Origin of the sequence: Clavibacter nebraskensis NCPPB 2581, from assembly GCF_000355695.1 — a bacterium.
Taxonomy (GTDB): domain Bacteria; phylum Actinomycetota; class Actinomycetes; order Actinomycetales; family Microbacteriaceae; genus Clavibacter; species Clavibacter nebraskensis.
Window position 1 is genome coordinate 382,046 of the sequence record NC_020891.1, and the last position, 19,970, is coordinate 402,015.

Here is a 19,970-nt window from a genome sequence, read left to right on the forward strand (position 1 = left end):
GGACAGGGCGGCGGTCTCCGTGTAGATGGCCGTCTGCCGGGCGATGAAGCGCTCGAAGTCCGACGACGCGTCCGCGGTGACGGAGCGGCTGTAGGCCTCGAGCGTGCGGCGTTGGTGAGCGCTGAGGGCGGCCGCGCAGGGGTCGTGTGGTCGTGCTGCGGCTGGGCGTGAGACATGGGGAGGCTCCGATCCTTACGCGGTAATTGTAGCGTCAGAAACGTCTGATCCGCTGCCGGATGCTTCCGCCCTCGACCGCGGGCAGCGGGGCCGGGAGTCTGGACGCACCCGCCACGCCCACGGCCCTGCGTCTCGAAGGAGAGACCAGTCCCATGATCTCCGTCGACCTGCCCGTCACCGACCTGCCCGTCACCGACCTGCCGACGGGAACGTGCTCGAGCTGGTGCACACGGATCCGGTCCCGGCGGGTGGGGTGCCGCACGTGGGCGGCGCCACCGCCTAGCTCCCGCCCGCCTTCCTGGCAAGCCCCCGGCGCATCGCACACGATGCTCGATGCCCGGAGCAGGGTGGAGGGGCGACGGTTTCGCCGCACGAAGAAATAGGAGCCCCTATGTACTTCCACGCACAGACCTGGATCAACGAGATCGCCGACGGCGAGCCCGACCCCGCCGCCGCGAACGCGCTGCAGGAGGGCCTCGGCGGCCAGTTCGGCGAGATGCGCACGATGATGCAGTACCTCTTCCAGGCCATGAACTTCCGCGGGGCGTCGGCGAAGCCGTACCGCGACCTGATCCAGGGCGTCGGCACCGAGGAGATCAGCCACGTCGAGCTCATCGGCACCACCATCTCGCGCCTGCTCGACGGCTCGCCCGAGTACACCGGCAAGCTCACCGACCCGCTGGACACCCCGGGCAAGGGCGGCAAGACCCCGCTCAACATCGCGCTCGACACCAGCAACATCCACCACTACCTCGTGGGCGCCCAGGGCGCGCTGCCCGTCGACTCGGTCGGCAACCCGTGGAGCGGCAGCTACGTCTACAACTCGGGCAACCTCCCGCTCGACCTCCTCTACAACGTCATGCTCGAGTCGACCGGCCGCCTGCAGAAGTGCCGCATCTACGAGATGACCGACAACCCCGTCGCCCGCGCCACCGTCGCGTACCTCATCGTCCGTGACCAGGCGCACGAGAACGCGTATGCGAAGGCGCTCGAGACGCTCGGCGTCGACTGGGGCAAGCTCCTGCCGATCCCGAAGACCAACGCCGAGCAGTTCCCCGAGGTGAAGAAGCTCGTGGACCTCGGCCTCCAGAGCAAGCAGTACAGCTTCGACCTCGACGGCAAGAGCGAGGCCGGCCGGATCTTCCAGGGCGCGTCGCCCTCGAACGACGGCACCGACCTGACCGCGACCGAGCAGGCGCCCGAGGGCTTCCCGTCCTCCATCGCGCCGGAGCGGCTCGAGGAGTTCGCCCCGGGTCTCGACAAGGACCTGCTGGCCCTCGTGCAGGAGACGGCCGAGCGCGAGCTCGCCGACATCGAGGCGTTCTACGGGCCGACCGCGAAGGCCTGATCCGCGTCACCCGATCCACGCTGCGGCGCCGTCTCCTGCGGGAGGCGGCGCCGTCGTCGCATCCGCGCCCTGTCCGCCTCGCCCCCCGAGGGCGCCCGACCTCGACCTCGCCGCGGGCGCGTGGTTCCATGGAGGCATCGGCTGCGCGTCCTCGGGACGCATCCCACGCGGGTCAGGCGATGACGCGAGACGGGCCGCGCCGCATCGGCGCCCCGGGCGGAAGCTCCGCCACGCGAGTGTCCGGGGGGATGCGATGCACGCCTACGAGCTGCTCAGGCCGATGATGCGCGCCTTCTACGCGAGCGCCATGGCGGCGTCGACGGGCGTGCCGAAGCCGGTCGACGCCGCCTCCATCCTCGTCGAGGGCGAGGATCCGGACGCGATCCTCCTCCTCGGCAACGGGCCCGCGCACGGCTGGGGCGTCGTGACGCACCAGCTCTCGCTCACCGGGCACCTCGGCCGCGCCGTGACCGCGCGCACCGATCGTCCGTGCGCCGTCACCTTCATCGGCGACGAGACGATGAACGTCTCCTCCGCCCTCGCCTGGATCGGCGACCACGACGTCGCCGCCTACGACGCCGTGGTCGTGGTGCTGGGGATCAACGACGCCGTCCGCCTCACCCGCGTGCCCGTGTGGCGCGAGCGCTTCGTCGAGCTGATGGACGCGCTGGTCGCGAGCACGCGGCCCTCGGCTCGGATCCTCGTGGCCGGCATGCAGCCCGTGCGCTCGGTCACGCCGTACGACAGCGCGCTCGGCGGCATCGCCCAGCGGCACGCGGAGCGGCTCGACCGCGAGGCGCGCGAGGTCGTGGACGCGACCGAGCGGGCGTCCTTCCACCCGCTCGGCGCCCCGGAGCTCGAGCCCGACCGCCCGCACGGGTCGTCGCGCGTGTACCGGAGCTGGGCCCGGGAGATCGCCGACGCCGCGGCGCCGCTGCTCGCCGAGGTGCGCGAGGCGGAGGGCGCGAGCCGGGCGCCGCACCGGCCGGTCGAGCCGGCCTTCGAGTGGGCGGGCACCGCGCGGCTCGTGGAGCAGGCCCGGTACGGCGGATCCGCGGAGCTGCAGCGCCTCGCCGTCCAGGCCCAGGAGCGGTTCGACGTGGACGTCGCGGTCGTGAGCCTGCTCGACGGCGACCGCCTCTGGTACGCGATGAACACCGACCGGCTGCCCTTCTCGATCCCGCGCGACATGGCGTACTGCGCGACCGTGGTCGCCGACGACGACGCGCTCGTCGTGCCCGACGCCCAGCGCGACCCGCGCTTCGCCGGCAACCCGTTCATCGACATCACGGGCATGGACTTCTACGCCGGCTACCCGCTGCACTCCTCGGACGGGGAGCCCATCGGGACCTTCTGCCTGCTGGACCGGCGGACCCGCGCGGCCTCCGCGGTGTCGATCGAGGGCCTCCGCGAGATCGCGCTGCAGGCGGAGACGGAGCTGCAACGCTACGAGACGGGGCCCGCGGACGCCGCAGCCGGCGGCGGCAGGACCCCGGACGGCGCCGACACGGACGGGTGACCGCGTCGACGCCGCCGTGCGTCAGACGTGCGTCAGCCGCAGTGGCTCAGCGACGCGCTGATCGGCCCGGTGGCCGCGGGTGCCGGGCAGATGCGCGCGGCGGCCGACTCGTCGTCGTTCAGGTAGCGGTCGAGGAACGTCGTGACGGTCGAGCGGATGGTGTCGTTCGGGATCCGCTCGCCCGCGCCGTGCCCGGCTCCCCGGAGCTCGAGGTACTGCTTGGGCGTGGCCGCCGGGAGGGACCGGTACATGCGCTTGCCCATGAGGAACGGGAAGGCCACGTGGTCGGACTGGCCGGTGATGATGAGCGACGGCGTGGTGACCGCCCGGTAGTCGACGCGCACGTCGAACGGCATCGGGGCGATCACGGCCTTCAGCGTGTGCCGCGCCTCGGCCGCAGCCAGCACGCCGCCGCCGGCCATGGAGTAGCCGAGCTCCGCGACGCGGTCGGGGTCGATCTCGTCGGCCGCGGCGCTCGACCCGGTGAGGTAGTCGGAGGCCGCGAGCATCTCGTCGGCCCGCGCTTGCGGGGGATCCTGCGTGCCGTTCGTGTCGATGGTGAACACGACGAAGCCGGCGGCGGCGAGGTCGGTGCCGTACCAGCGCATGTCGGCCTGGGTGTCGCCGTAGCCGGGGGTGACGACGACGGCGCCGAGCTTCGTGCCGGCGGACACCTGCGGGGCGAAGATCGTGCCGCCGCCGAAGCCGGAGACGTCGTCGCGCGGGACCGTGATCTCGTCCACCCCGCCGGCCTCGTCGGCGTGGGCCGTGACGGGTCCGGCCAGCGCCGCGGCGCAGGCGAACGCCAGGACGAAGGCGGTGGTGAGGGCGGTGGGGCGGGTGCGGCGTCGGGGGAGCAGGGGGGCAAGGTGCCTCCGGGCATCTCGGTCGTCCGCGCGGTCCATCCCGTTCGGATCGTGGAGACCGTAGGGGGTCGCGGGCGGCGCGCGGGCCGATCCTCCTCAGCGACCACGCGGTGCCGGGGCTGGGGAGGATCGCCGACCGCGCCTGCGAGCCTCCTGATCGGATCCGGCCCACCCGGGTCACCCGCGGAGCCCCCGCCGTAGGCTGACGCATGGCCTCCGACACCGCACCCCGAGACCCGTCCGCGCCCCTCTACCTCGACGTCGTCGACGGCTGGTGGCGCGCCGCCAACTACCTCTCCGTCGGGCAGATCTACCTGCTGGACGACCCGCTGCTCGAGCGGCCGCTCACGCGCGACGACATCAAGCCGCGCCTCCTCGGGCACTGGGGCACGACGCCGCTGCTGAACTTCGTCTACGCGCACCTCAACCGCGTCATCATCGAGCGCGACCTCGACATGATCTACATCGCCGGGCCCGGCCACGGCGGCCCCGGCATGGTCGCGAACGCGTACCTCGACGGCACCTACTCGGAGCTGTTCTCGGCGGCGACGCCCGACCGCGACGGGATGCGGCACCTCTTCCGCCAGTTCTCGTTCCCGGGCGGCGTGCCGTCGCACGCGGCGCCGGAGACGCCCGGATCCATCAACGAGGGCGGCGAGCTCGGCTACTCGCTCGTGCACGCGTACGGCGCGGCGCTCGACAACCCCGACCTCGTGGTCTCGTGCGTCATCGGCGACGGCGAGGCGGAGACCGCGACCCTCGCCTCCAGCTGGCACCTGAACAAGTTCCTGAACCCCGAGTCGGACGGCGCCGTGCTGCCGATCCTCAACCTCAACGGCTGGAAGATCGCGAACCCGACGGTGCTCGCGCGCATCCCCGAGGAGGAGCTGCTCGCCCTGTTCACGGGCTACGGCTACTCGCCGCGGATCGCCTCGGGCGGCTTCGACGGCGAGGACCACTTCGCCGTGCACGAGCGGTTCGCGCTCGCGCTGGCCGACGCGCTCGACGAGATCAGCCGGATCCAGCTGGCCGCCCGCACCGGCGGCAGCGAGGAGCGGCCGGCCTGGCCCATGCTGATCCTCCGCACGCCGAAGGGCTGGACCGGTCCGCGCGAGGTCGACGGCAAGCAGGTCGAGGGAACGTGGCGCGCGCACCAGGTGCCGCTCTCCGGGGTCCGCGACGACGAGGACCACCTCCGCCAGCTGCAGGAGTGGCTCGAGAGCTACCGCCCGCACGAGCTCTTCGACCGCGACGGCCGGCTGACGCCCGCGCTCCAGCCGAATCGGCCCGAGGGCGACCGGCGGATGAGCGCGAACCCGCACGCGAACGGCGGCCTGCTGCGCCGCGACCTCCGCCTGCCGCCGCTCGAGGTGGACGCGATCGACCTGAGCGACGGCCGCGGCGTCATCGCCGAGCCGACCCGCGTGCTCGGCGGCTGGCTGCGCGACGTGATCGCCCGCAACCCGCTCGACTTCCGGATCTTCGGCCCCGACGAGACCGCCAGCAACCGCCTCGACGACGTCTACGAGGTGACGGCGAAGGCCTGGCAGGGTGAGGTGCTGCCGGTCGACGAGCACCTGGCTCACGAGGGCCGGGTCATCGAGATCCTCAACGAGAACATCACGCAGGGGCTGCTCGAGGCGTACCTGCTCACGGGGCGGCACGGGCTGTTCACCTCCTATGAGGCCTTCATCCACATCGTCGACTCGATGTTCAACCAGTACGGGAAGTGGCTCGAGTCGAGCTCGAAGGTGGAGTGGCGGCGGCCGGTCGCGTCGTTCACGTACCTCCTCTCGTCGCACGTGTGGCGGCAGGACCACAACGGCTTCTCGCACCAGGACCCCGGCTTCCTCGACCACGTCGTGAACAAGCGGGCCGAGATCGTGCGCGTGTACCTGCCGTTCGACGCGAACTCGCTGCTCGTCACCATGGACCACTGCCTCCGCGGCACCGACCTCATCAACGTGGTCATCGCGGGCAAGCAGCCGACCGCGAGCCTCCTCTCGCTCGAGGAGGCGCGGGCGCACGGGGCGCGCGGCGTGGGCGTGTGGGAGTGGGCGGGCACCGAGGTGCCCGGGCTCGAGCCCGACGTGGTCGTCGCGTGCGCGGGCGACATCCCGACCGTGGAGGCGATGGCGGCCGTGCAGATCCTCAAGGAGGAGATCCCGCAGCTGCGCGTGCGCTTCATCAACGTGGTCGACCTGATGCGGCTGCAGGACGCGACGCAGCACCCGCACGGCCTCGACGACGGTTCCTTCGACGCGCTCTTCACGCGCGACAAGCCCGTGGTCTTCGCGTTCCACGGCTACCCGTCGCTGATCCACCGCCTCACCTACAAGCGCCACAACCACGAGAACCTGCACGTGCGCGGCTTCGTGGAGCAGGGCGGTACGACCACGCCGTTCGACATGCTGATGCTCAACGACCTCGACCGGTTCCGGCTCGTGATGGACGTGATCCGCCGCGTGCCGCACCTCGAGACCACCTACGCGGCGCTGTCGCAGCGGATGGACGACGAGCGGATCGCGCACCGGGTGCACACGCGCCAGTTCGGCGAGGACATGGCCGACGTCTCGGGCGCGGAGGGGCTGCCGTTCGCGGACCCGAACCGGCAGACGGCGATCGACACGGGCGACGACAACGCGTAGCGGGGCCGCGGGCCGGCCGGGGGATGGCCGGCCCGCGGGGCGTGCGGCCGGCGGCGCCTACTCGGTGCGCGGCCCGTGGTCGAACAGGCCGATCGCGTTGCCCTCGCTGTCGCGCACGTAGGCCCAGCGGTCGGTGTCGTTGAGCATCTGGATCCCGCCCATCGCCGATCCGCCGTGCGCCTCGACCTGGGCGACCGTCTCCTCGATGGAGTCGACCGTGACGACGATGGTGGCATGCGGCACGTCCGCACGCCGATGGAGGTCCCCATTGATCCCCTCATCCGAGCCGGTGAGGATCATGCCCGCGTCCTCCCCCCACGGCTCGTAGCGGAAGCCGAAGACGGCGGAGTAGAATGCGCTCGCGCGCGCCATGTCGTCGGCGGGGATCTCGAAGTGCTCGACAGCGGCCATGCGCCATGATCCTGCGAGTGGGGAAATCCCGTCAAGGACCGGCGCGGAACCGGCGGCGACCACGACGACGGCGCCGCCACCTCCGAGGAGGTGACGGCGCCGTGGACGATGCGGGTCGGGCATCAGCGGACGAGCTGCGCCCCTGCCGGAGCGACCCGCGTGACCGCCTTCGCGACGATGGAGATCGAGTCCCCGGCGCGCACGACGATCTCGGACTTGTCGGCGTAGACGCCGCCGTTCCACCAGTACGCCTTGGCGTTGTAGTCGGCGTTGTAGTCGGCGTCGTAGTACGTAATCGCGACGTTGTAGGTGCCCGGCGTCAGATCGCGGAGGAAGGCGGGATCACCGTTCCATGCCCAGCTGTAGAACTTCCGGACACCGTCCTGATACAGGGACACCAGCGCTCTGTCCGGGTCCCACCCTGCCGCCGCGAGACCCGTCACTTGCACCGTTACGGACGGGCTGACCGCCAACTGCACGTCTACCCGCGGCATGGGCGTTCCGCGAGCGGCGGTGTAGGTCGTCGATGTCTCCAAGGACCCCGTCCCGCCGGCCCACCGTGTCTCGTAGACTGGCGCTGACGACCGGCTGCTGCTCACAAGTACCTTGTACTTCCCAGGAGCTATCGCAGGGAAGGCGTAGTAACCGCCGGCATCTGCGGTGACGTTCATGGTCGTCAGACCCTCCAGGTCGTCTTGGGGGACTAATGAGACTTGAGCACCACCAAGGGAACCCGTCGGCGACGTTATCTGTCCTGCGAGACGAGTGCCGGGTGTCAGCACCGCATTGACGCCGATGACGGCTTGGCCCCATTGAGATACTGTGACCGTCTTTCCGGACGCCCGGGTGTCCGAGTCCCCGAACCACTCGCCGACCACGGCGCCGTCATTAGGCGTGGGAGAGCCGAAGCGCACCTTGTATGTACCAGGGACGATGTCCCGCACGGTGAACCTTCCACCCCAGTCTGTCCGGGTCGCGCCGACTTCGGCGCCGTCGCCATCAGTCCTGAAGATCGAGACCGGGACGTCGCCCGTCAACTCGTCAGTAGCCGAGACGGTTCCGCTCACCGAGGCGTATCGCTTGACGACCACGTCAATGGTCATCGTGCCATTCGACTGCACAGCGAAGGTCTGGGCTGACTTGAGGTCGTTGGTCTGTCCGAAGTACTGGATGATGTACTCCCCGGCGACCTCGACCTCGACACGCAGCCCATACTCGCGGGGCCGGATGTCCGACATGGAGTAAGCGCCGTTCCCGATAGCAGCCGAGTAGTCGGCCCAGCCGTATTCGGGGTTGACCAGATCGATGTTGCCTTCTGTGACCAGGTTCTGCGGATCCACGAAGTCGAGGTAGACGTTGCCGACGACTTTTCCGTTCCAGGGCTGCTCGGGAGGCTGTGTGTCCATCCCGACGACGGCTGCCGTGCGTCCGCTCGTACGTGCGACGGCCGAGTAACTAGGTGCGGTCCCCGTCACAGTCGCAGTTATGCGTTTTCCGATATCGGCCGAGCCGGGCGTGTAATCCTGCGCATTGGCCCCGTCGATTTTCACGTCATTCGCGTACCAGACGAACGTAAAGGACGGCTTCGGATTCCAGATGCCCGGAACCACGCGGAGGGGATATCCAACTCGTGCATCGCCCACGATCACCGGCTGCGTCGACGCGATCGCCGGCTTGCCGACCGCGGCCGTCGCGACGCTCGTCTTGCTCGTCGTGATGTAGCCCGTGGCCTTCGCCGTGATCGTCACCGTGATCGTCTTGCCGAGGTCCGCCGTGCCGACCGTGTAGGTCGACCCGGTGGCGCCGGTGATCGCGGTGGTGCCCACGGTCCACTGGTACGTGAACGCCGGGGCGGGGGACCAGGATCCGGTCGCCGCGGTGAGGACGCCGCCGACCGAGGCGGACCCGCTGATGGTGGGCGATGACGCGATCGCGAACGCCTTCGCGGCGGGTGCGGCGACGACCGCGGCCGAGCCGGCGCTCGTCTTCGAGGCCGACGTGTAGCCCGAGCGCGCCCCCGTCACGGTGACGGTGATGCGCTTTCCGACGTCCGCTGCGACGGGGACGTAGGTGGAGGCGGTCGCGCCCGAGATGGCCACGTTCGACGCGAACCAGCGGTACGTGAACGTCGTCGGGACGGGTACCCAGGTGCCGGGCGCCGCGGTCAGGGTCGCGCCGACCTGGGCGGTGCCGCTGAGGGTGGGCGTCGGCACGGTGGTGAACGTCGACGGCGAGGTGACGGGCGCGGTGACCACGGCGGCGCTGACCGCGCTGGTCTTCGAGGCGGTCGTGTACCCGCTCCGCGCGCCGGTGACGGTGACGGTGATCCGCTTGCCGAGGTCCGCGGCGACGGGCGAGTAGGTCGAGGCGGTCGCGCCGCTGATGGCCACGTTCGCGGCGAACCAGCGGTACGTGAACGTCGTCGGGACGGGTGCCCACGTGCCGGGGACGGCGGTGAGCGTCCCGCCGACCTGCGCGGATCCGGTGAGGGTCGGCGTCGGGACGGTGGTGAACGTCGCGGGCGTGGTGACGGGCGCGGCCGCGACGGCGGCGCTCGCCGCGCTGGTCTTCGCGGCGGTCGTGTAGCCCGAGCGGCTGCCGGTCACGGTGACGGTGATGCGCTTGCCGACGTCGGCGGCGACCGGCGTGTAGGTGGACGCGGTCGCGCCGGTGACGGCCACGTTCGCCACGAACCAGCGGTACGCGAAGGTCGTCGGCACCGGTGCCCACGTGCCGGTGGCCGCGGTGAGCGGGGTGCCGACCTTCGGGGTCCCGCTGATCGTCGGTGTCGGCACCGTCGTGAAGGCGACGGGGGAGGGCGCGGCCGCGACGGTCGCGGTCGCGGCGCTCGACTTGGCGAGCGACGTGTAGCCGGCCTTGTTCGCGGTCACGGTCAGCGTGATCTTCTTGCCCAGGTCCGCGGCGACGAGCGTGTACGCGGACCCGGTGGCGCCGGAGATCGCGAGCCCGTTGCTCCACCACTTGAACGTGAACGAGTCGGGCTGCGGCGCCCAGGTGCCGGTCACGGCGAAGAGGGTGGAACCGACCTGCGCGGTGCCGGTGATGGACGGCTGGGGCGCGGTGGTGAAGGTGACGGCGGTGGTACCGACGGCTGCGGTGCCGACGGGCGCGTCGGCGGCGATGGCGCTGGTCGCCATGCCCGCCTGAGCGGAGGCCACGAGGGCCAGCGAGATGAGGCCGACGAGGGCGCGTCGGCGTGCGGTTGTCATGGTGCTCCTGGATCCGGGGGCCGCCTCGGGTGCGACCATCGGCCATGCTTACTGGGGTCTCGCAGGTGTTGTCGTGTACCCAGTTCGGGCTTTTCGTGGGCAATGGTGCCCGGACCGGCCGTTCGGACCGGCGCGGGGTGCGGACCTCAGTAGCGGGGGCGGACGTCCTCGGGCGCTTCGTGGCCTTCGCGAGGAGCGCACCCGCCGCCCGCGGGGGTCTCCCGTACCGTGGTGAGCACCGCCGGCCGACGGCGCCCCACCCGCACCGACCCGCTCCCGGAGGCTCCGCATGGCCGCATCCACCCGCATCCTCCCGCCCCGGATCAGCGACCCGCGGCTCGAGCGGCTAGCCGACGGCGACCCGTCCGACCTCGACGCGCACGCGTCCTTCGAGCGGCTGCGCTTCGCCGACGCCGACCTCTCGGACGCCGACCTCGTCGACATCGGGTTCGAGGAGTGCGCGCTGGAGCGGATCCGCCTGCACGAGGCCGACCTCACGGCCGCGAGCCTCGTGGACGTGCTCGCGTCGCGCCTCGACGCGCCCGTGCTGAAGGCGCCGCGGATCCGGATGCGCGACGTGCGCCTCGAGGGCTCGCGCGTCGGGTCCGCCGAGCTCTACGACGCGTCGCTCTCCTCCGTGCACATCACCGACTGCCGGCTCGGCTTCGTGAACCTGCGCGGCTCGAAGATCACCGATCTGCTCATCACCGACTGCGCCATCGAGGAGCTGGACCTCCGCGGCACGTCCGGCATGCGCATCGCCTTCGCGCGCACCACCATCGGCACGCTCGACCTGGCCGACTCGAGCCTCACGCACCTGGATCTCCGCGGCGCCGAGATCCACGACCTCGACACCCCCGACGGCCTCCGCGGCGCCGTGCTCGACTCGACCCAGCTCATGGCGCTCGGCCCGGTGTTCGCGCGGCACTTCCGCGTGCGCGTGGAGGACTGACGCGATCAGCCGGCCGACGGGACCCGCAGCTTGAAGCCCACGTGCGAGCGCGCGTAGCCGAGCCGCTCGTAGAAGCGGTGCGCGTCGACGCGGGCGGCGTCGCTTGTGAGCTGGACGAGGGTCGCGTCGAGGGCGGGCGCGGCGGCGTCCGCGACCCAACGCATCATCGCGCCGCCGATGCCGGAGGAGCGCATGTCGCTCCGCACGCGGACGGCCTCGACCTGGAGGCGGGAGCTGCCGCGGCGGGCCATGCCGGGGATCAGGGTGAGCTGGAGGGTGCCGACGAGGGCGCCGACCGCATCGGTCGAGATGAGCAGGTCGTTGGCGGGATCGGCGAGGATCCGCACGAGCGCGTCGCGGTAGAGGTCCGTGTCGGCCGGATCCGCGCGGTCGCCGCGCGAGGCGCTCACGGGATCGTCCGCGAGCAGGGCCATCAAGGGATCGAGGTCGGCGGACGTCGCGCGGCGGAGGACCACGCCGGCGACGCGCGCCGCGAGCGGGACGGGGAGGACGAGGGGTGCGAGCACGCCCCCATCCTCCCCGCCGCGCGCTGGTCGGGCTAGGCCGACGCCAAGCCGGACGCCCGCGCCACGTGCGCGAGCAGCCGCTCGATCAGCATCCGGCGGAGGTCCACCGACGACCAGCCGTGATCCGCGCCCTCCACGGCCGTGAAGGTGGCGCCCGGCAGGAGCTCGCCGTACCGGGCGCCGTAGGCGACCGGCACGACCTCGTCGGCCGTGCCGTGCAGCACCTCGGCGGGGCCGGCGTACGCGGCGACCGGCCCGTAGACGTCGACGCCCGCGAGCACCTCGTCCGGGAAGCCCATGCCGAGGCCCATGCCGGCGACGTCGACGACGCCGCGCTCGCGGGCCGCCGCCAGCGGCACGCTCATCACCCGGCCGTGCTCCGTGATGTCGTCGACGACCACGCCGGCCGGCGACCACAGGGTGAGGCTCGCCACGAGCTCCGGCGCGCGGGCCGCGGCCAGCGCCGACTCGACGCCGCCGAGGCTGTGGGCGACCACGTGCACGGGGCCGTCCGCGTCCTCGGCGAGGGTGCGGATCATCGCGGACACCTGGTCGACCTCGTCGAGCAGGCGCACGTCGGCGAAGTCGCCGTCGCTCACGCCGTGCCCGAGCCGGTCGTACGCGCGCGCCGCCGTGCCCGAGGCGGCCAGCGCCCGGGCGACGGGGACCCACAGGCCGTGGCCCCCGGTGCCCGAGTCGCTGAACCCGTGCACGAGGAGCGCGGCGGGTGCGCCGGGGCGCACGGTGCCGTGCTCCCAGCCGCGGATGGTGCGCCCGCCGTGGTCGAGCGCGAGCGGGGCGACGCGCGGCGCCGGGGCCGCGCCCATCAGTTGCGGCGGTCGGCGAAGCCGGCCGGGAGGTCGGCGGGGGCGGTGTCGACGACGGTCTCGTCGTCGGCGCCCACGAACTCGTACAGGGTGATGTGCGCGAACTCCGGCACGACGTAGATGGGGTACGTGGGGCCCTCGTCGCGGTAGGCGCGCATCTGCTCGAGGTGGTCGTTCTGGAAGAGCACGGTCTTGGATCCGTCCTCCTCCACCCAGCGCGGGAAGAAGATCGTGCCGTGCAGCACGCGGGCCGCCGGGACGATGTTCACGACGACGCTCGTGCCGGTGGGCTCGTTCCACGAGACCTTGAAGACGCCCTCGGCGAGGGCGACGAGGTCGACCGTCTGGTCCTTGACCCAGCGGCCGCCGACCATGCCGGTGTGGATCCGGTAGTCGATGGTCGTGGCGTTCTTCACGTACATCTCGTACTGCCAGCCGTTGGCGTACGTGTAGATGAGGCGGTGTCCGACGAGGGGGCTGAGGTCCTGAGCGGGCACGGGGTGCTCGACGCTCGTGGTGATCGTTGTCATGCGGAGAGCCTGACACCGATATGCGTTTGTCACAAGCGCAGTTTCCTGGGTATCCTCGGTGCATGCCCGCCGACGCGTCCGACCAGGAGCTGCGGGCCGTCGCCCGACGCCTGGGCTCGGAGCTCGGGCCGTTCCGCCGCCGGCTCATGAACGCGTCGCGGAGCGCCGCCGACCTGCCCGACCTCCCGGACGCGCAGGTCGAGGTCCTCCGCCGGCTCGAGGCCATCGGCTGGGCCACGCCCACGGGTCTCGGCCGCTCGCTCGGGCTCGCGCGCTCCACCGTCAGCAACCTCGTCCTCGCCATGGAGCGCGACGGGCTCGTCGACCGGCGCCTCGTGGAGGGCGACGGCCGCAGCAGCGAGGTCGGGCTCACGGACCATGCACGGGATCTGCTCCGCACCTTCGACCGCTCGGCCGAGGGCGTGCTCGTGGGCGCCCTCCTCCGGCTCACGGCCGAGGAGCGCCGCGACATCGCCCGCGCGCTGCCGGCGCTCGAGGCGCTGCACGCAGCCATCGGGGGCGAGGTGCCGCGCGCGCACGAGGAGAGCGCCGCGGACGCGACGACGCGCCGCCGGGCGGGGAGTCGATCCCCGTCCGACGGCGCGTCGTGACGTCCTGAGCCGGTCCGCTCAGCTCGCGTGGGCGGGCGTGCGATCGGCCGGTGCGCGTTCCGCGGCGGCGCGATCCCCGTCCTCCGCGACGCCGCAGCCGCGGACCGCGTCGGCATCCGCGTCCGCGGGCAGCGCGTCCCCGCCGGCGTTGAGCCGCGCGAGGTAGCCGGCGAAGGCGTCGAGGTCGGCGCGCGTCCACCCGCCGAGCCCGCGGATCAGGCGGCTGCCGCCCGCGGCGTCGTCCGCCTCGATCCCCGCGCGGCCCGCCGGGGTGAGCGCGAGAACGCGCACCCGGCCGTCCTGCGCGTCGGCCCCGACCTCCACGAGCCCCAGGTCCTGGAGCTGGCGGAGCTGGCGGCTGACCACGCTGCGGTCGACGCCGAGCTGGTCGGCGACGGCGCTCGCGTGGGCCGCGCCGCAGCGGCGGATCACGCGGAGCATCTTGTAGCCGATGGGCGGCAGCTCCGGGTGGATCCGCGACGCCGCCTCCCGGGTCGTCGCCCGGATGCGCGCGGCGAGCGCGGTCATCTGCTCCTCCACCGCGGCGATGCCCGCGGCGATCCCGTCGGCCGTCCCGTCGGCGACGCCGGGGGAGTCACCCGCAGCGTCGCCCACGGGGGAGCGGTCCTCGTCGGTCATCGGCGGGAGTCGACCCCGGCGTCCTCGGCCTCGGGGATCCGGATGGATCCCGTCGGGTTCGCCTCGCCGACCGGGGTGAGCGCGACGGCGCCGGCGGATGCGCCGATGAGCGCGTCCTCGGCGTCCGTGCGATGCACCTCGCGGGCGTCGACCGCGGTGGCGGCCTTGTCGCTCTTCAGCTGCACGGCGTTCTTGCTGCCGAGCTGCGCGTTGGGCAGGAAGATCACGGCCACGAGCGACACGATCGCGAGCGGCACGCTGTAGAGGAACACGTCGCCGATGCCCACGCCGTAGGCGCTCTCGACCACGGTGCGCACCGCCGGGGTGAGCGAGTTGACCTGCGGGATCACGCCGGAGCCGAGCGCCTGCGCGGCGACGGCCTGGTCGGCCGGGGCGAGCTTCATGATCCCCGCGGTGATCTCCGACGCGATGATCGTGCCGAGGATCGAGCCCAGCACCGAGACGCCGACCGTGCCGCCGAGGCTGCGGAAGAACGTGACCGCGCTGGTGGCGACACCGAGGTTCTTGACCTCGATGGCGTTCTGCACCACGAGGACGAGGTTCTGCATGAGCATGCCGAGTCCCGCGCCGAGCACGAACATGTAGATCCCGACGAGCAGGAAGTCGGTGTCGTAGCGGAGCGTGGACAGCAGGCCCGTACCGGCGACGATGAGGACGGCGCCCGAGATCATGATCGTCTTCCACTTGCCGCGACGGCTGATCAGGTTGCCGAACACGGTCGAGGAGATGAGCAGGCCCGCCATGAGCGGGATGGTGAGCAGACCCGACTGCGTCGGCGTGGCGCCGCGCGACAGCTGCATGTACTGCGCGAGGAAGACCGAGGTGCCGAACAGCGAGATGCCGACCGCGAGGCTCGCGAGCACGGAGAGCGTGAAGGTGCGGTTGCGGAACATCGTGAGCGGGATGATCGGCTCGGCGACCTTGAGCTCGGTGACGACCGCGGCGATCAGCAGCACGACGGCGCCGCCCGCCATGAGGTACGAGGTGCCCGAGGCCCACTCGAACTGCTTGCCGGCCTGCGAGACCCAGATGAGCAGGAGCGAGACGCCGCTGGCGATGAAGACCGCGCCGAGGTAGTCGACGTGCACCTTGCGCTTCGGGTGGGCGGGCAGGTGGAGGGTGACCTGCAACAGGATGATCGCGATGATCGCGATGGGCAGCGCGATGAAGAAGTTCCAGCGCCAGCCGAACGCGTCGGTCACGACGCCGCCGAGGAGCGGGCCGCCGACGGTGCCGACGGCCATGACGGCGCCGAAGAGGCCGGCGTAACGGCCGCGGTCACGCGGGCTGATGATGTCGGCCATGATGATCTGGCTCAGCGCCGCGAGCCCGCCGGCGCCGAGGCCCTGGAGCACGCGGAAGACGATGAGCGTCTCGGTGTTCTGCGAGAAGCCGGCGAGCGCGGATCCCAGCACGAAGGTGCCGAGGGCGAGCTGGATGAGCAGCTTGCGGTTGAAGAGGTCGGCGAACTTGCCCCAGAGCGGCGTGCTCACGGTGGTGGCGAGCAGCGTCGCGGTGACGACCCAGGTGTAGCCGGACTGGTCGCCCTTGAGGTCGCTGATGATGATCGGCAGCGAGGTCGAGACGACGGTGCCGGCGAGGATCGAGACGAACATGCCGAGCAGGAGGCCCGACAGGGACTCGAGGACCTGGCGCTTCGACATGGATCCGTCGGCCGAGACGGTGCGGCGGGGGGCCTTCGCGGGTGACGCGGTGGCCGGGTGGTGCTGGGACATGTTCCTCCGGGTAGTTGACTACAAGCAACCATATGCCGATGGTGGACATTTGTCAACGATCGCAGCTACTGCGCAGCGCCTACCGCAGCGACGGCAAAGATGCAACAGGCGGCGAATTCGGGGTAGGAGCGCCACCCGTGCCGCACCTCCTCCTTCCCTCTCCAACCGAGGGATGCACACGGCGCCCTCATCGGGGATGAGGAGGAATCGTGTCGTCAGTTCAAGGGGACGAGCACCGATCGTCGAAGCTCTTCGAGCATGTGTCCTCCACGGACCCAGGGTGGAGGGCAGACCCGGCGAAGCTCTTGGCCGCGGCGAGGCGCTGGCATCCCATCGCGTCCTGCACCCTGCCGAGGTTCGACGTCGACGCGTTCCAGCGGCGTCACGGCTTGCCCTCGGGGGCCCGGTCGCAGCGGGCCCGTGCACACCCGAGGCGGTGCTCGGGGTGATGAATGAAGAGAGATTCCGAAAGGGACCGTCGCACTTCCCCTGGGATGCATCCGGAGACGTCCTCCGGCGCGTCGCCGACGCGATCCGATGTGGGCGCCCGGTGAAGGTGGTGCTCCCGTCTTTCGCGGGTCGGCCGCACAACCCTGCGGCGCACCGGCGAGTGGCCCCTGATCTCGGCGAGCTCTACGCGTTGCAGCTCCTGAAGAACATCTCCGACGCCGTGTCAGTCGTCTATGCACCCGGCGTGCTGTTCACCCTGGTGCTGGACGGTCGCGCCTATCGGCCCTTCTACGGTTAGAGCGACGATGAGGCGATGCCGTATGGCGACAACGTGAGGAAGCAGATCGACCTGCTCGGTGCGCGCGGGCGCATCCAGGCGGTGGACATGCACGACGTGATGCAGGCGAGAAGCGAGGAGCTTGCCTCCATCGACCTGGCGGTGAGGGAGGAGGTGACTCGGCTGTGGGCCTCGAACCGCTTCACGCATCGGCGGGATCTCGTCCGGGCCCTCCGGCAGGGGACGGAGACGACAGCCATCTCGGCGGCCTTCATCGAGCTCAACAAGAGAGGCGGCCTCGATGGGGTGGACGTCGCGGCGCTTTTGCGAGAAGCAGATGAGATCCTCGAAGAGCGGGCCGATCGGACCGCCTTCGAGTACGCCGTGCTCCTCACCAAGCTGCGCGAACTCGATGTGCTGGGGCGCGCGTTCCCTCACGCGGTGCGCGGCACGGTCCATCCGAAGCCGGGGCAGTACTCCCCTCGAATCAAAGACGATGCCACCCGCATCAGCCCCTGGCACGGCGTCGCCATCGAACACCTGGACGGGCGCATCGTCACGGAGTACGAGGCGTTCGTCTACCAGGACTTCGAACAGTACGAGGCCGTCTTCGTCGCCGGGGATGAGGCCCCGTTCTTCTACAGGCGACGGGGCACCCCGTCAGCGAGCGCGTGATCGGCAGCGGCGCGAATGCTGATGTCGGCCGTTTCCGGTCACGACCGCTCAGGGCGCTCGTGGCGGCGCAGGTGGCCGCTTCCACCGGTGCGGGCCTCTCGCTCACGATCGCGAGCGTCGCCGTGCTCGAGCTGTCGGGTTCGGAGAGAATCGCAGGTCTTGCGCAGACGGCGATCGTGGTCGGCGCCAGCGTGCTCACGATCCCGGTCTCTCGACTCGCGGCCCGAGCAGGCCGGCGGTGGTCTCTCGGGCTGGCTTACGCCCTCGCGATGCTCGGGGCGCTCGTGTGCGCCGCAGCCATCGCGGCGTCGGCGTGGGAGGCGGTGCTCTTCGGTCTGACTCTGGTGGGAGGCGGTACTGTGGCGGGCCTAGCGGCGCGCTTCGCCGCGGCCGAGACAGCCCGACGGCCCCGTGATGCGGCTCTGGCGATCGCATTGGTCCTCTGGGCGTCGACCGTCGGGTCAGTCGTCGGACCGAATCTGGTGTCGCTGACGGGAGTGGGTGCGTCGTCCGGGGCCTTCATGCTCCTCGCGGCCCTCTATGCGATTGCTGCCCTCGTCGTCATGCTCGCGGTCCCGAGCTCGCCACCCCGCCCGAGTCGCGCCCGTGCGCGATCCTCCCCGGCGACCGTGATGCGCGTCCTCCGTGGTCGACCGGCTGCGTCCGCCGGCATCGGTCTCAGCGCCATCGTGCACGTGACCATGGTCGCGCTGATGGCCATGGCGCCGGTGCACCTTCATCACGACATGGCACCCGATGCGGTCGTGGGCCTCGTCATGAGCGGCCACCTCGCGGCCATGTACGGCCTGAGTCCGCTGTTCGGTCTCGTCATCGCACGGCACGGCACGAGGGGATCGGCCATTGCCAGCATGATCATCGTGTGCTGCGCGGGGGGCATCCTCGCGCTGTCCGCCTCCGGCGACGAACTGGGCTTCGGACTCGGCTTGGCGCTCCTCGGCATCGGGTGGTCCATGGGGATGGTCGCAGGATCCGCGCCCGTGGTCGAGGCACTCGAGCCCGACGAGCGACTCGCGACGCAGGGGACGACGGACCTCGTGATCAACGTCGGCGGAGGAGCGGCCAGCGTCGTCGCCGGGGTCATCGTCGCCGGGCAGGGTTACGCCGCCCTTGCCACCGCGTTCGCCGTCGGGGTGGGACTCGCGACGGTCGGCGCCTCATGGGTGGGCCTGCGTCGCCGGTGCAGACCTCAGCCGCACGTGGAGGCGGAGCCCCCGCGTCGGGAGTAGACCGGGATGATGAGCCGGTCATCGGACCGGCCTCGGAACGAGGAGGAACCCCATGATCGATTCGGTGGCGACGGTCTGGCTGCCCGTGCAGGACATGACGCGCGCGGTGGCGTTCTACCGCGACGCGCTCGGTCTCACGGTGACGAGCGAGGACGCGGACTGGAGCGAGATCGACGCGGACGGCCTGATGATCGGGCTGAACGCGCGCGAGGAGGCGGGCGGCTCGAAGGGCGGCGGGGCGGTCATCTCGTTCACGCCCGAGGGGTCCATCGAGGACGAGCTGGAGCGGATCCGCGCGCGCGGCGCCGAGATCACGGGCGAGATCAGCGACCACGAGTGGGGCCGCATCCTCCCGTTCCAGGACAGCGAGGGCAACGACCTGCAGCTGTACACGCCGCCCGCGGGCTAGGGGCGGCGGGCGCCGCTCACGGCAGCGGCTCGAGGTCGACGTGCACGTCGTCGCCGACCTCGAGGCCGTGGGCGTCGCGGATCGCGCGCTTGACCGGGAGGATCCACGTGCCGTCGCCCTGCGGGAAGACGGACGTGCGCCAGGTCGTGGTGCCGACGCGAACCCGCACGGGCACGGATCCGAAGCCGCGGCGCCCGGCCTGTCCCATCTCGCGCAGCATCGGGGCGAGGTCGACGGGCAGGGACACGAACGTCCAGAGCTCGCGCCGCGCCTCCCACGCCCAGAGCGGCGCGGTGAAGTCGAGGGGGAGGTCGTCGCTCATCACTCGACCCTACGGGGGCGCGCTCACCAGTCGGCGCGGTCGGCGACGAGCGCGGCGACCTCCGCCGGGGTGCGGGACGTGGCGTCGATCGCGAGGCCGCCGAGGCCCGCCGCGTCGATGATCGCGGCGAGCTCCGGAGCGCGGTCGCGGTGCCAGGCGAGGGCCGCGGCATCGTCGCCGTGGCGGGCGTCGAGCCGCGCGCGCACCGCGTCGGCGTCGACCGCGAGTCGGACGAGCAGCGGGTCGCGGGATCCGAGCGCGTCCGCGTATCGCGGCAGGTCGCCGGTGTGCTCGACGACGGCCGCGACCACCACCACGCGCGCCCCGGCCTCGCGGTAGTTGCGGGACAGGTCGCCGAGGTTGCGGAGCGCCAGCTCCTGCTGGAACGGATCCGCGGGCGGTGCCGGGTGGAGCAGGCGCACGGCGTCCATGTCGACCAGCGCGTGCGGGATCCCGCGCTCGGCGAGGAGGTCACCGAGCGCGTGCATCGTCGTGGTCTTGCCCGCGCCGACGGTCCCGGTGAGGATCACGGCGTCCGTCATCGCATC

At 71.5% G+C, this 19,970-nt stretch carries 19 protein-coding genes; 9 read left to right on the forward strand and 10 right to left on the reverse strand.

The window, feature by feature from the left end; translation table 11 throughout:
* The first annotated feature begins 568 nt into the window (after positions 1–568).
* Together CMN_RS01855 and CMN_RS14580 are read left to right on the forward strand one after the other, a co-directional pair.
* On the forward strand, positions 569–1,525 hold the full coding sequence (locus CMN_RS01855) for a manganese catalase family protein (RefSeq protein WP_015489166.1): 957 nt from the start codon (positions 569–571) through the stop codon (positions 1,523–1,525).
* Between the two features lie 253 nt (positions 1,526–1,778).
* Positions 1,779–3,044 carry a GAF domain-containing protein gene (locus CMN_RS14580; RefSeq protein ID WP_015489167.1) on the forward strand — a complete coding sequence of 422 codons (1,266 nt, stop codon included), beginning with the start codon at positions 1,779–1,781 and terminating at the stop codon, positions 3,042–3,044.
* A gap of 32 nt (positions 3,045–3,076) precedes the next feature.
* Here the strand turns inward: CMN_RS14580 and CMN_RS01865 are convergent, their stop codons facing one another.
* Entirely contained in the window at positions 3,077–3,949 is an 873-nt protein-coding gene (locus tag CMN_RS01865; RefSeq protein ID WP_015489168.1) for an alpha/beta hydrolase, read from the reverse strand.
* Between the two features lie 170 nt (positions 3,950–4,119).
* Between CMN_RS01865 and CMN_RS01870 the strand changes: the two genes are divergently transcribed.
* Positions 4,120–6,558: a phosphoketolase family protein gene (locus CMN_RS01870; RefSeq protein WP_015489169.1), complete on the forward strand. Its 2,439-nt coding sequence runs from the start codon at positions 4,120–4,122 to the stop codon at positions 6,556–6,558.
* A 57-nt stretch (positions 6,559–6,615) separates the two neighbouring features.
* Here CMN_RS01870 and CMN_RS01875 read toward each other — a convergent pair whose 3' ends face one another.
* Both CMN_RS01875 and CMN_RS01880 read right to left on the reverse strand, forming a co-directional pair.
* Positions 6,616–6,969, reverse strand: a complete 354-nt coding sequence (locus tag CMN_RS01875; RefSeq protein ID WP_015489170.1) for a VOC family protein — start codon at positions 6,967–6,969, stop codon at positions 6,616–6,618.
* A 122-nt stretch (positions 6,970–7,091) separates the two neighbouring features.
* A complete protein-coding gene (locus CMN_RS01880) occupies positions 7,092–10,199 on the reverse strand; it encodes a hypothetical protein (protein WP_015489171.1) in 3,108 nt (1,035 codons plus the stop codon).
* Positions 10,200–10,488: 289 nt separating this feature from the next.
* Here CMN_RS01880 and CMN_RS01890 point away from each other — a divergent pair, with 289 nt between their 5' ends.
* Positions 10,489–11,151: a pentapeptide repeat-containing protein gene (locus CMN_RS01890; RefSeq protein WP_015489172.1), complete on the forward strand. Its 663-nt coding sequence runs from the start codon at positions 10,489–10,491 to the stop codon at positions 11,149–11,151.
* A 5-nt stretch (positions 11,152–11,156) separates the two neighbouring features.
* On the opposite strand, the gene CMN_RS01895 is transcribed toward CMN_RS01890, so the two are convergent.
* Genes CMN_RS01895 through CMN_RS01905 form a run of 3 tightly spaced genes read right to left on the reverse strand, consistent with a single transcriptional unit; the run spans position 11,157 to position 13,035 of the window.
* Positions 11,157–11,678 carry a GNAT family N-acetyltransferase gene (locus CMN_RS01895; protein WP_015489173.1) on the reverse strand — a complete coding sequence of 174 codons (522 nt, stop codon included), beginning with the start codon at positions 11,676–11,678 and terminating at the stop codon, positions 11,157–11,159.
* Between the two features lie 32 nt (positions 11,679–11,710).
* Positions 11,711–12,505 (reverse strand): alpha/beta hydrolase, encoded by a 795-nt coding sequence (locus tag CMN_RS01900; protein ID WP_015489174.1) that lies wholly within the window; start codon positions 12,503–12,505, stop codon positions 11,711–11,713.
* Positions 12,505–13,035, reverse strand: coding sequence for a phenolic acid decarboxylase (locus tag CMN_RS01905; protein WP_015489175.1), 531 nt, complete (start codon positions 13,033–13,035; stop codon positions 12,505–12,507). The genes CMN_RS01900 and CMN_RS01905 overlap by 1 nt, the downstream gene beginning before the upstream one ends.
* A 62-nt stretch (positions 13,036–13,097) precedes the next feature.
* Between CMN_RS01905 and CMN_RS01910 the strand changes: the two genes are divergently transcribed.
* On the forward strand, positions 13,098–13,646 hold the full coding sequence (locus CMN_RS01910) for a MarR family winged helix-turn-helix transcriptional regulator (protein ID WP_015489176.1): 549 nt from the start codon (positions 13,098–13,100) through the stop codon (positions 13,644–13,646).
* An 18-nt stretch (positions 13,647–13,664) separates the two neighbouring features.
* On the opposite strand, the gene CMN_RS14585 is transcribed toward CMN_RS01910, so the two are convergent.
* The gene (locus tag CMN_RS14585; RefSeq protein WP_015489177.1) at positions 13,665–14,285 is read right to left on the reverse strand and encodes a MarR family winged helix-turn-helix transcriptional regulator; all 621 of its coding nucleotides are present in this window, start codon (positions 14,283–14,285) and stop codon (positions 13,665–13,667) included.
* Entirely contained in the window at positions 14,282–16,042 is a 1,761-nt protein-coding gene (locus CMN_RS01920; RefSeq protein ID WP_015489178.1) for an MDR family MFS transporter, read from the reverse strand. The genes CMN_RS14585 and CMN_RS01920 overlap by 4 nt, the downstream gene beginning before the upstream one ends.
* Positions 16,043–16,490: 448 nt before the next feature.
* On the opposite strand from CMN_RS01920, the gene CMN_RS15065 reads away from it, so the two are divergent.
* Genes CMN_RS15065 through CMN_RS01940 form a run of 4 tightly spaced genes read left to right on the forward strand, consistent with a single transcriptional unit; the run spans position 16,491 to position 19,100 of the window.
* Positions 16,491–16,790, forward strand: a complete 300-nt coding sequence (locus CMN_RS15065; protein ID WP_227077796.1) for an L-tyrosine/L-tryptophan isonitrile synthase family protein — start codon at positions 16,491–16,493, stop codon at positions 16,788–16,790.
* A 33-nt stretch (positions 16,791–16,823) separates the two neighbouring features.
* Positions 16,824–17,444, forward strand: a complete 621-nt coding sequence (locus CMN_RS01930) for a hypothetical protein (RefSeq protein ID WP_155119024.1) — start codon at positions 16,824–16,826, stop codon at positions 17,442–17,444.
* Entirely contained in the window at positions 17,441–18,691 is a 1,251-nt protein-coding gene (locus tag CMN_RS01935) for an MFS transporter (RefSeq protein ID WP_015489179.1), read from the forward strand. The genes CMN_RS01930 and CMN_RS01935 overlap by 4 nt, the downstream gene beginning before the upstream one ends.
* Before the next feature lie 52 nt (positions 18,692–18,743).
* A complete protein-coding gene (locus CMN_RS01940; RefSeq protein WP_015489180.1) occupies positions 18,744–19,100 on the forward strand; it encodes a VOC family protein in 357 nt (118 codons plus the stop codon).
* Positions 19,101–19,116: 16 nt separating this feature from the next.
* Here CMN_RS01940 and CMN_RS01945 read toward each other — a convergent pair whose 3' ends face one another.
* Positions 19,117–19,422: a DUF1905 domain-containing protein gene (locus CMN_RS01945; RefSeq protein WP_015489181.1), complete on the reverse strand. Its 306-nt coding sequence runs from the start codon at positions 19,420–19,422 to the stop codon at positions 19,117–19,119.
* Positions 19,423–19,445: 23 nt separating this feature from the next.
* Positions 19,446–19,964 carry an adenylyl-sulfate kinase gene (locus CMN_RS01950; protein WP_015489182.1) on the reverse strand — a complete coding sequence of 173 codons (519 nt, stop codon included), beginning with the start codon at positions 19,962–19,964 and terminating at the stop codon, positions 19,446–19,448.
* Positions 19,965–19,970 lie beyond the last annotated feature (6 nt).

Bases quoted from the DNA above. Each gene is read 5' to 3' on its own strand.
- CMN_RS01855 (WP_015489166.1), top strand. From the start codon at position 569: ATGTACTTCCACGCACAGACCTGGATCAACGAGATCGCCGACGGCGAG.
- CMN_RS14580 (WP_015489167.1), top strand. From the start codon at position 1,779: ATGCACGCCTACGAGCTGCTCAGGCCGATGATGCGCGCCTTCTACGCG.
- CMN_RS01865 (WP_015489168.1), bottom strand. From the start codon at position 3,949: ATGGACCGCGCGGACGACCGAGATGCCCGGAGGCACCTTGCCCCCCTG.
- CMN_RS01870 (WP_015489169.1), top strand. From the start codon at position 4,120: ATGGCCTCCGACACCGCACCCCGAGACCCGTCCGCGCCCCTCTACCTC.
- CMN_RS01875 (WP_015489170.1), bottom strand. From the start codon at position 6,969: ATGGCCGCTGTCGAGCACTTCGAGATCCCCGCCGACGACATGGCGCGC.
- CMN_RS01880 (WP_015489171.1), bottom strand. From the start codon at position 10,199: ATGACAACCGCACGCCGACGCGCCCTCGTCGGCCTCATCTCGCTGGCC.
- CMN_RS01890 (WP_015489172.1), top strand. From the start codon at position 10,489: ATGGCCGCATCCACCCGCATCCTCCCGCCCCGGATCAGCGACCCGCGG.
- CMN_RS01900 (WP_015489174.1), bottom strand. From the start codon at position 12,505: ATGGGCGCGGCCCCGGCGCCGCGCGTCGCCCCGCTCGCGCTCGACCAC.
- CMN_RS01905 (WP_015489175.1), bottom strand. From the start codon at position 13,035: ATGACAACGATCACCACGAGCGTCGAGCACCCCGTGCCCGCTCAGGAC.
- CMN_RS01910 (WP_015489176.1), top strand. From the start codon at position 13,098: ATGCCCGCCGACGCGTCCGACCAGGAGCTGCGGGCCGTCGCCCGACGC.
- CMN_RS14585 (WP_015489177.1), bottom strand. From the start codon at position 14,285: ATGACCGACGAGGACCGCTCCCCCGTGGGCGACGCTGCGGGTGACTCC.
- CMN_RS01920 (WP_015489178.1), bottom strand. From the start codon at position 16,042: ATGTCCCAGCACCACCCGGCCACCGCGTCACCCGCGAAGGCCCCCCGC.
- CMN_RS15065 (WP_227077796.1), top strand. From the start codon at position 16,491: ATGAATGAAGAGAGATTCCGAAAGGGACCGTCGCACTTCCCCTGGGAT.
- CMN_RS01940 (WP_015489180.1), top strand. From the start codon at position 18,744: ATGATCGATTCGGTGGCGACGGTCTGGCTGCCCGTGCAGGACATGACG.
- CMN_RS01945 (WP_015489181.1), bottom strand. From the start codon at position 19,422: ATGAGCGACGACCTCCCCCTCGACTTCACCGCGCCGCTCTGGGCGTGG.
- CMN_RS01950 (WP_015489182.1), bottom strand. From the start codon at position 19,964: ATGACGGACGCCGTGATCCTCACCGGGACCGTCGGCGCGGGCAAGACC.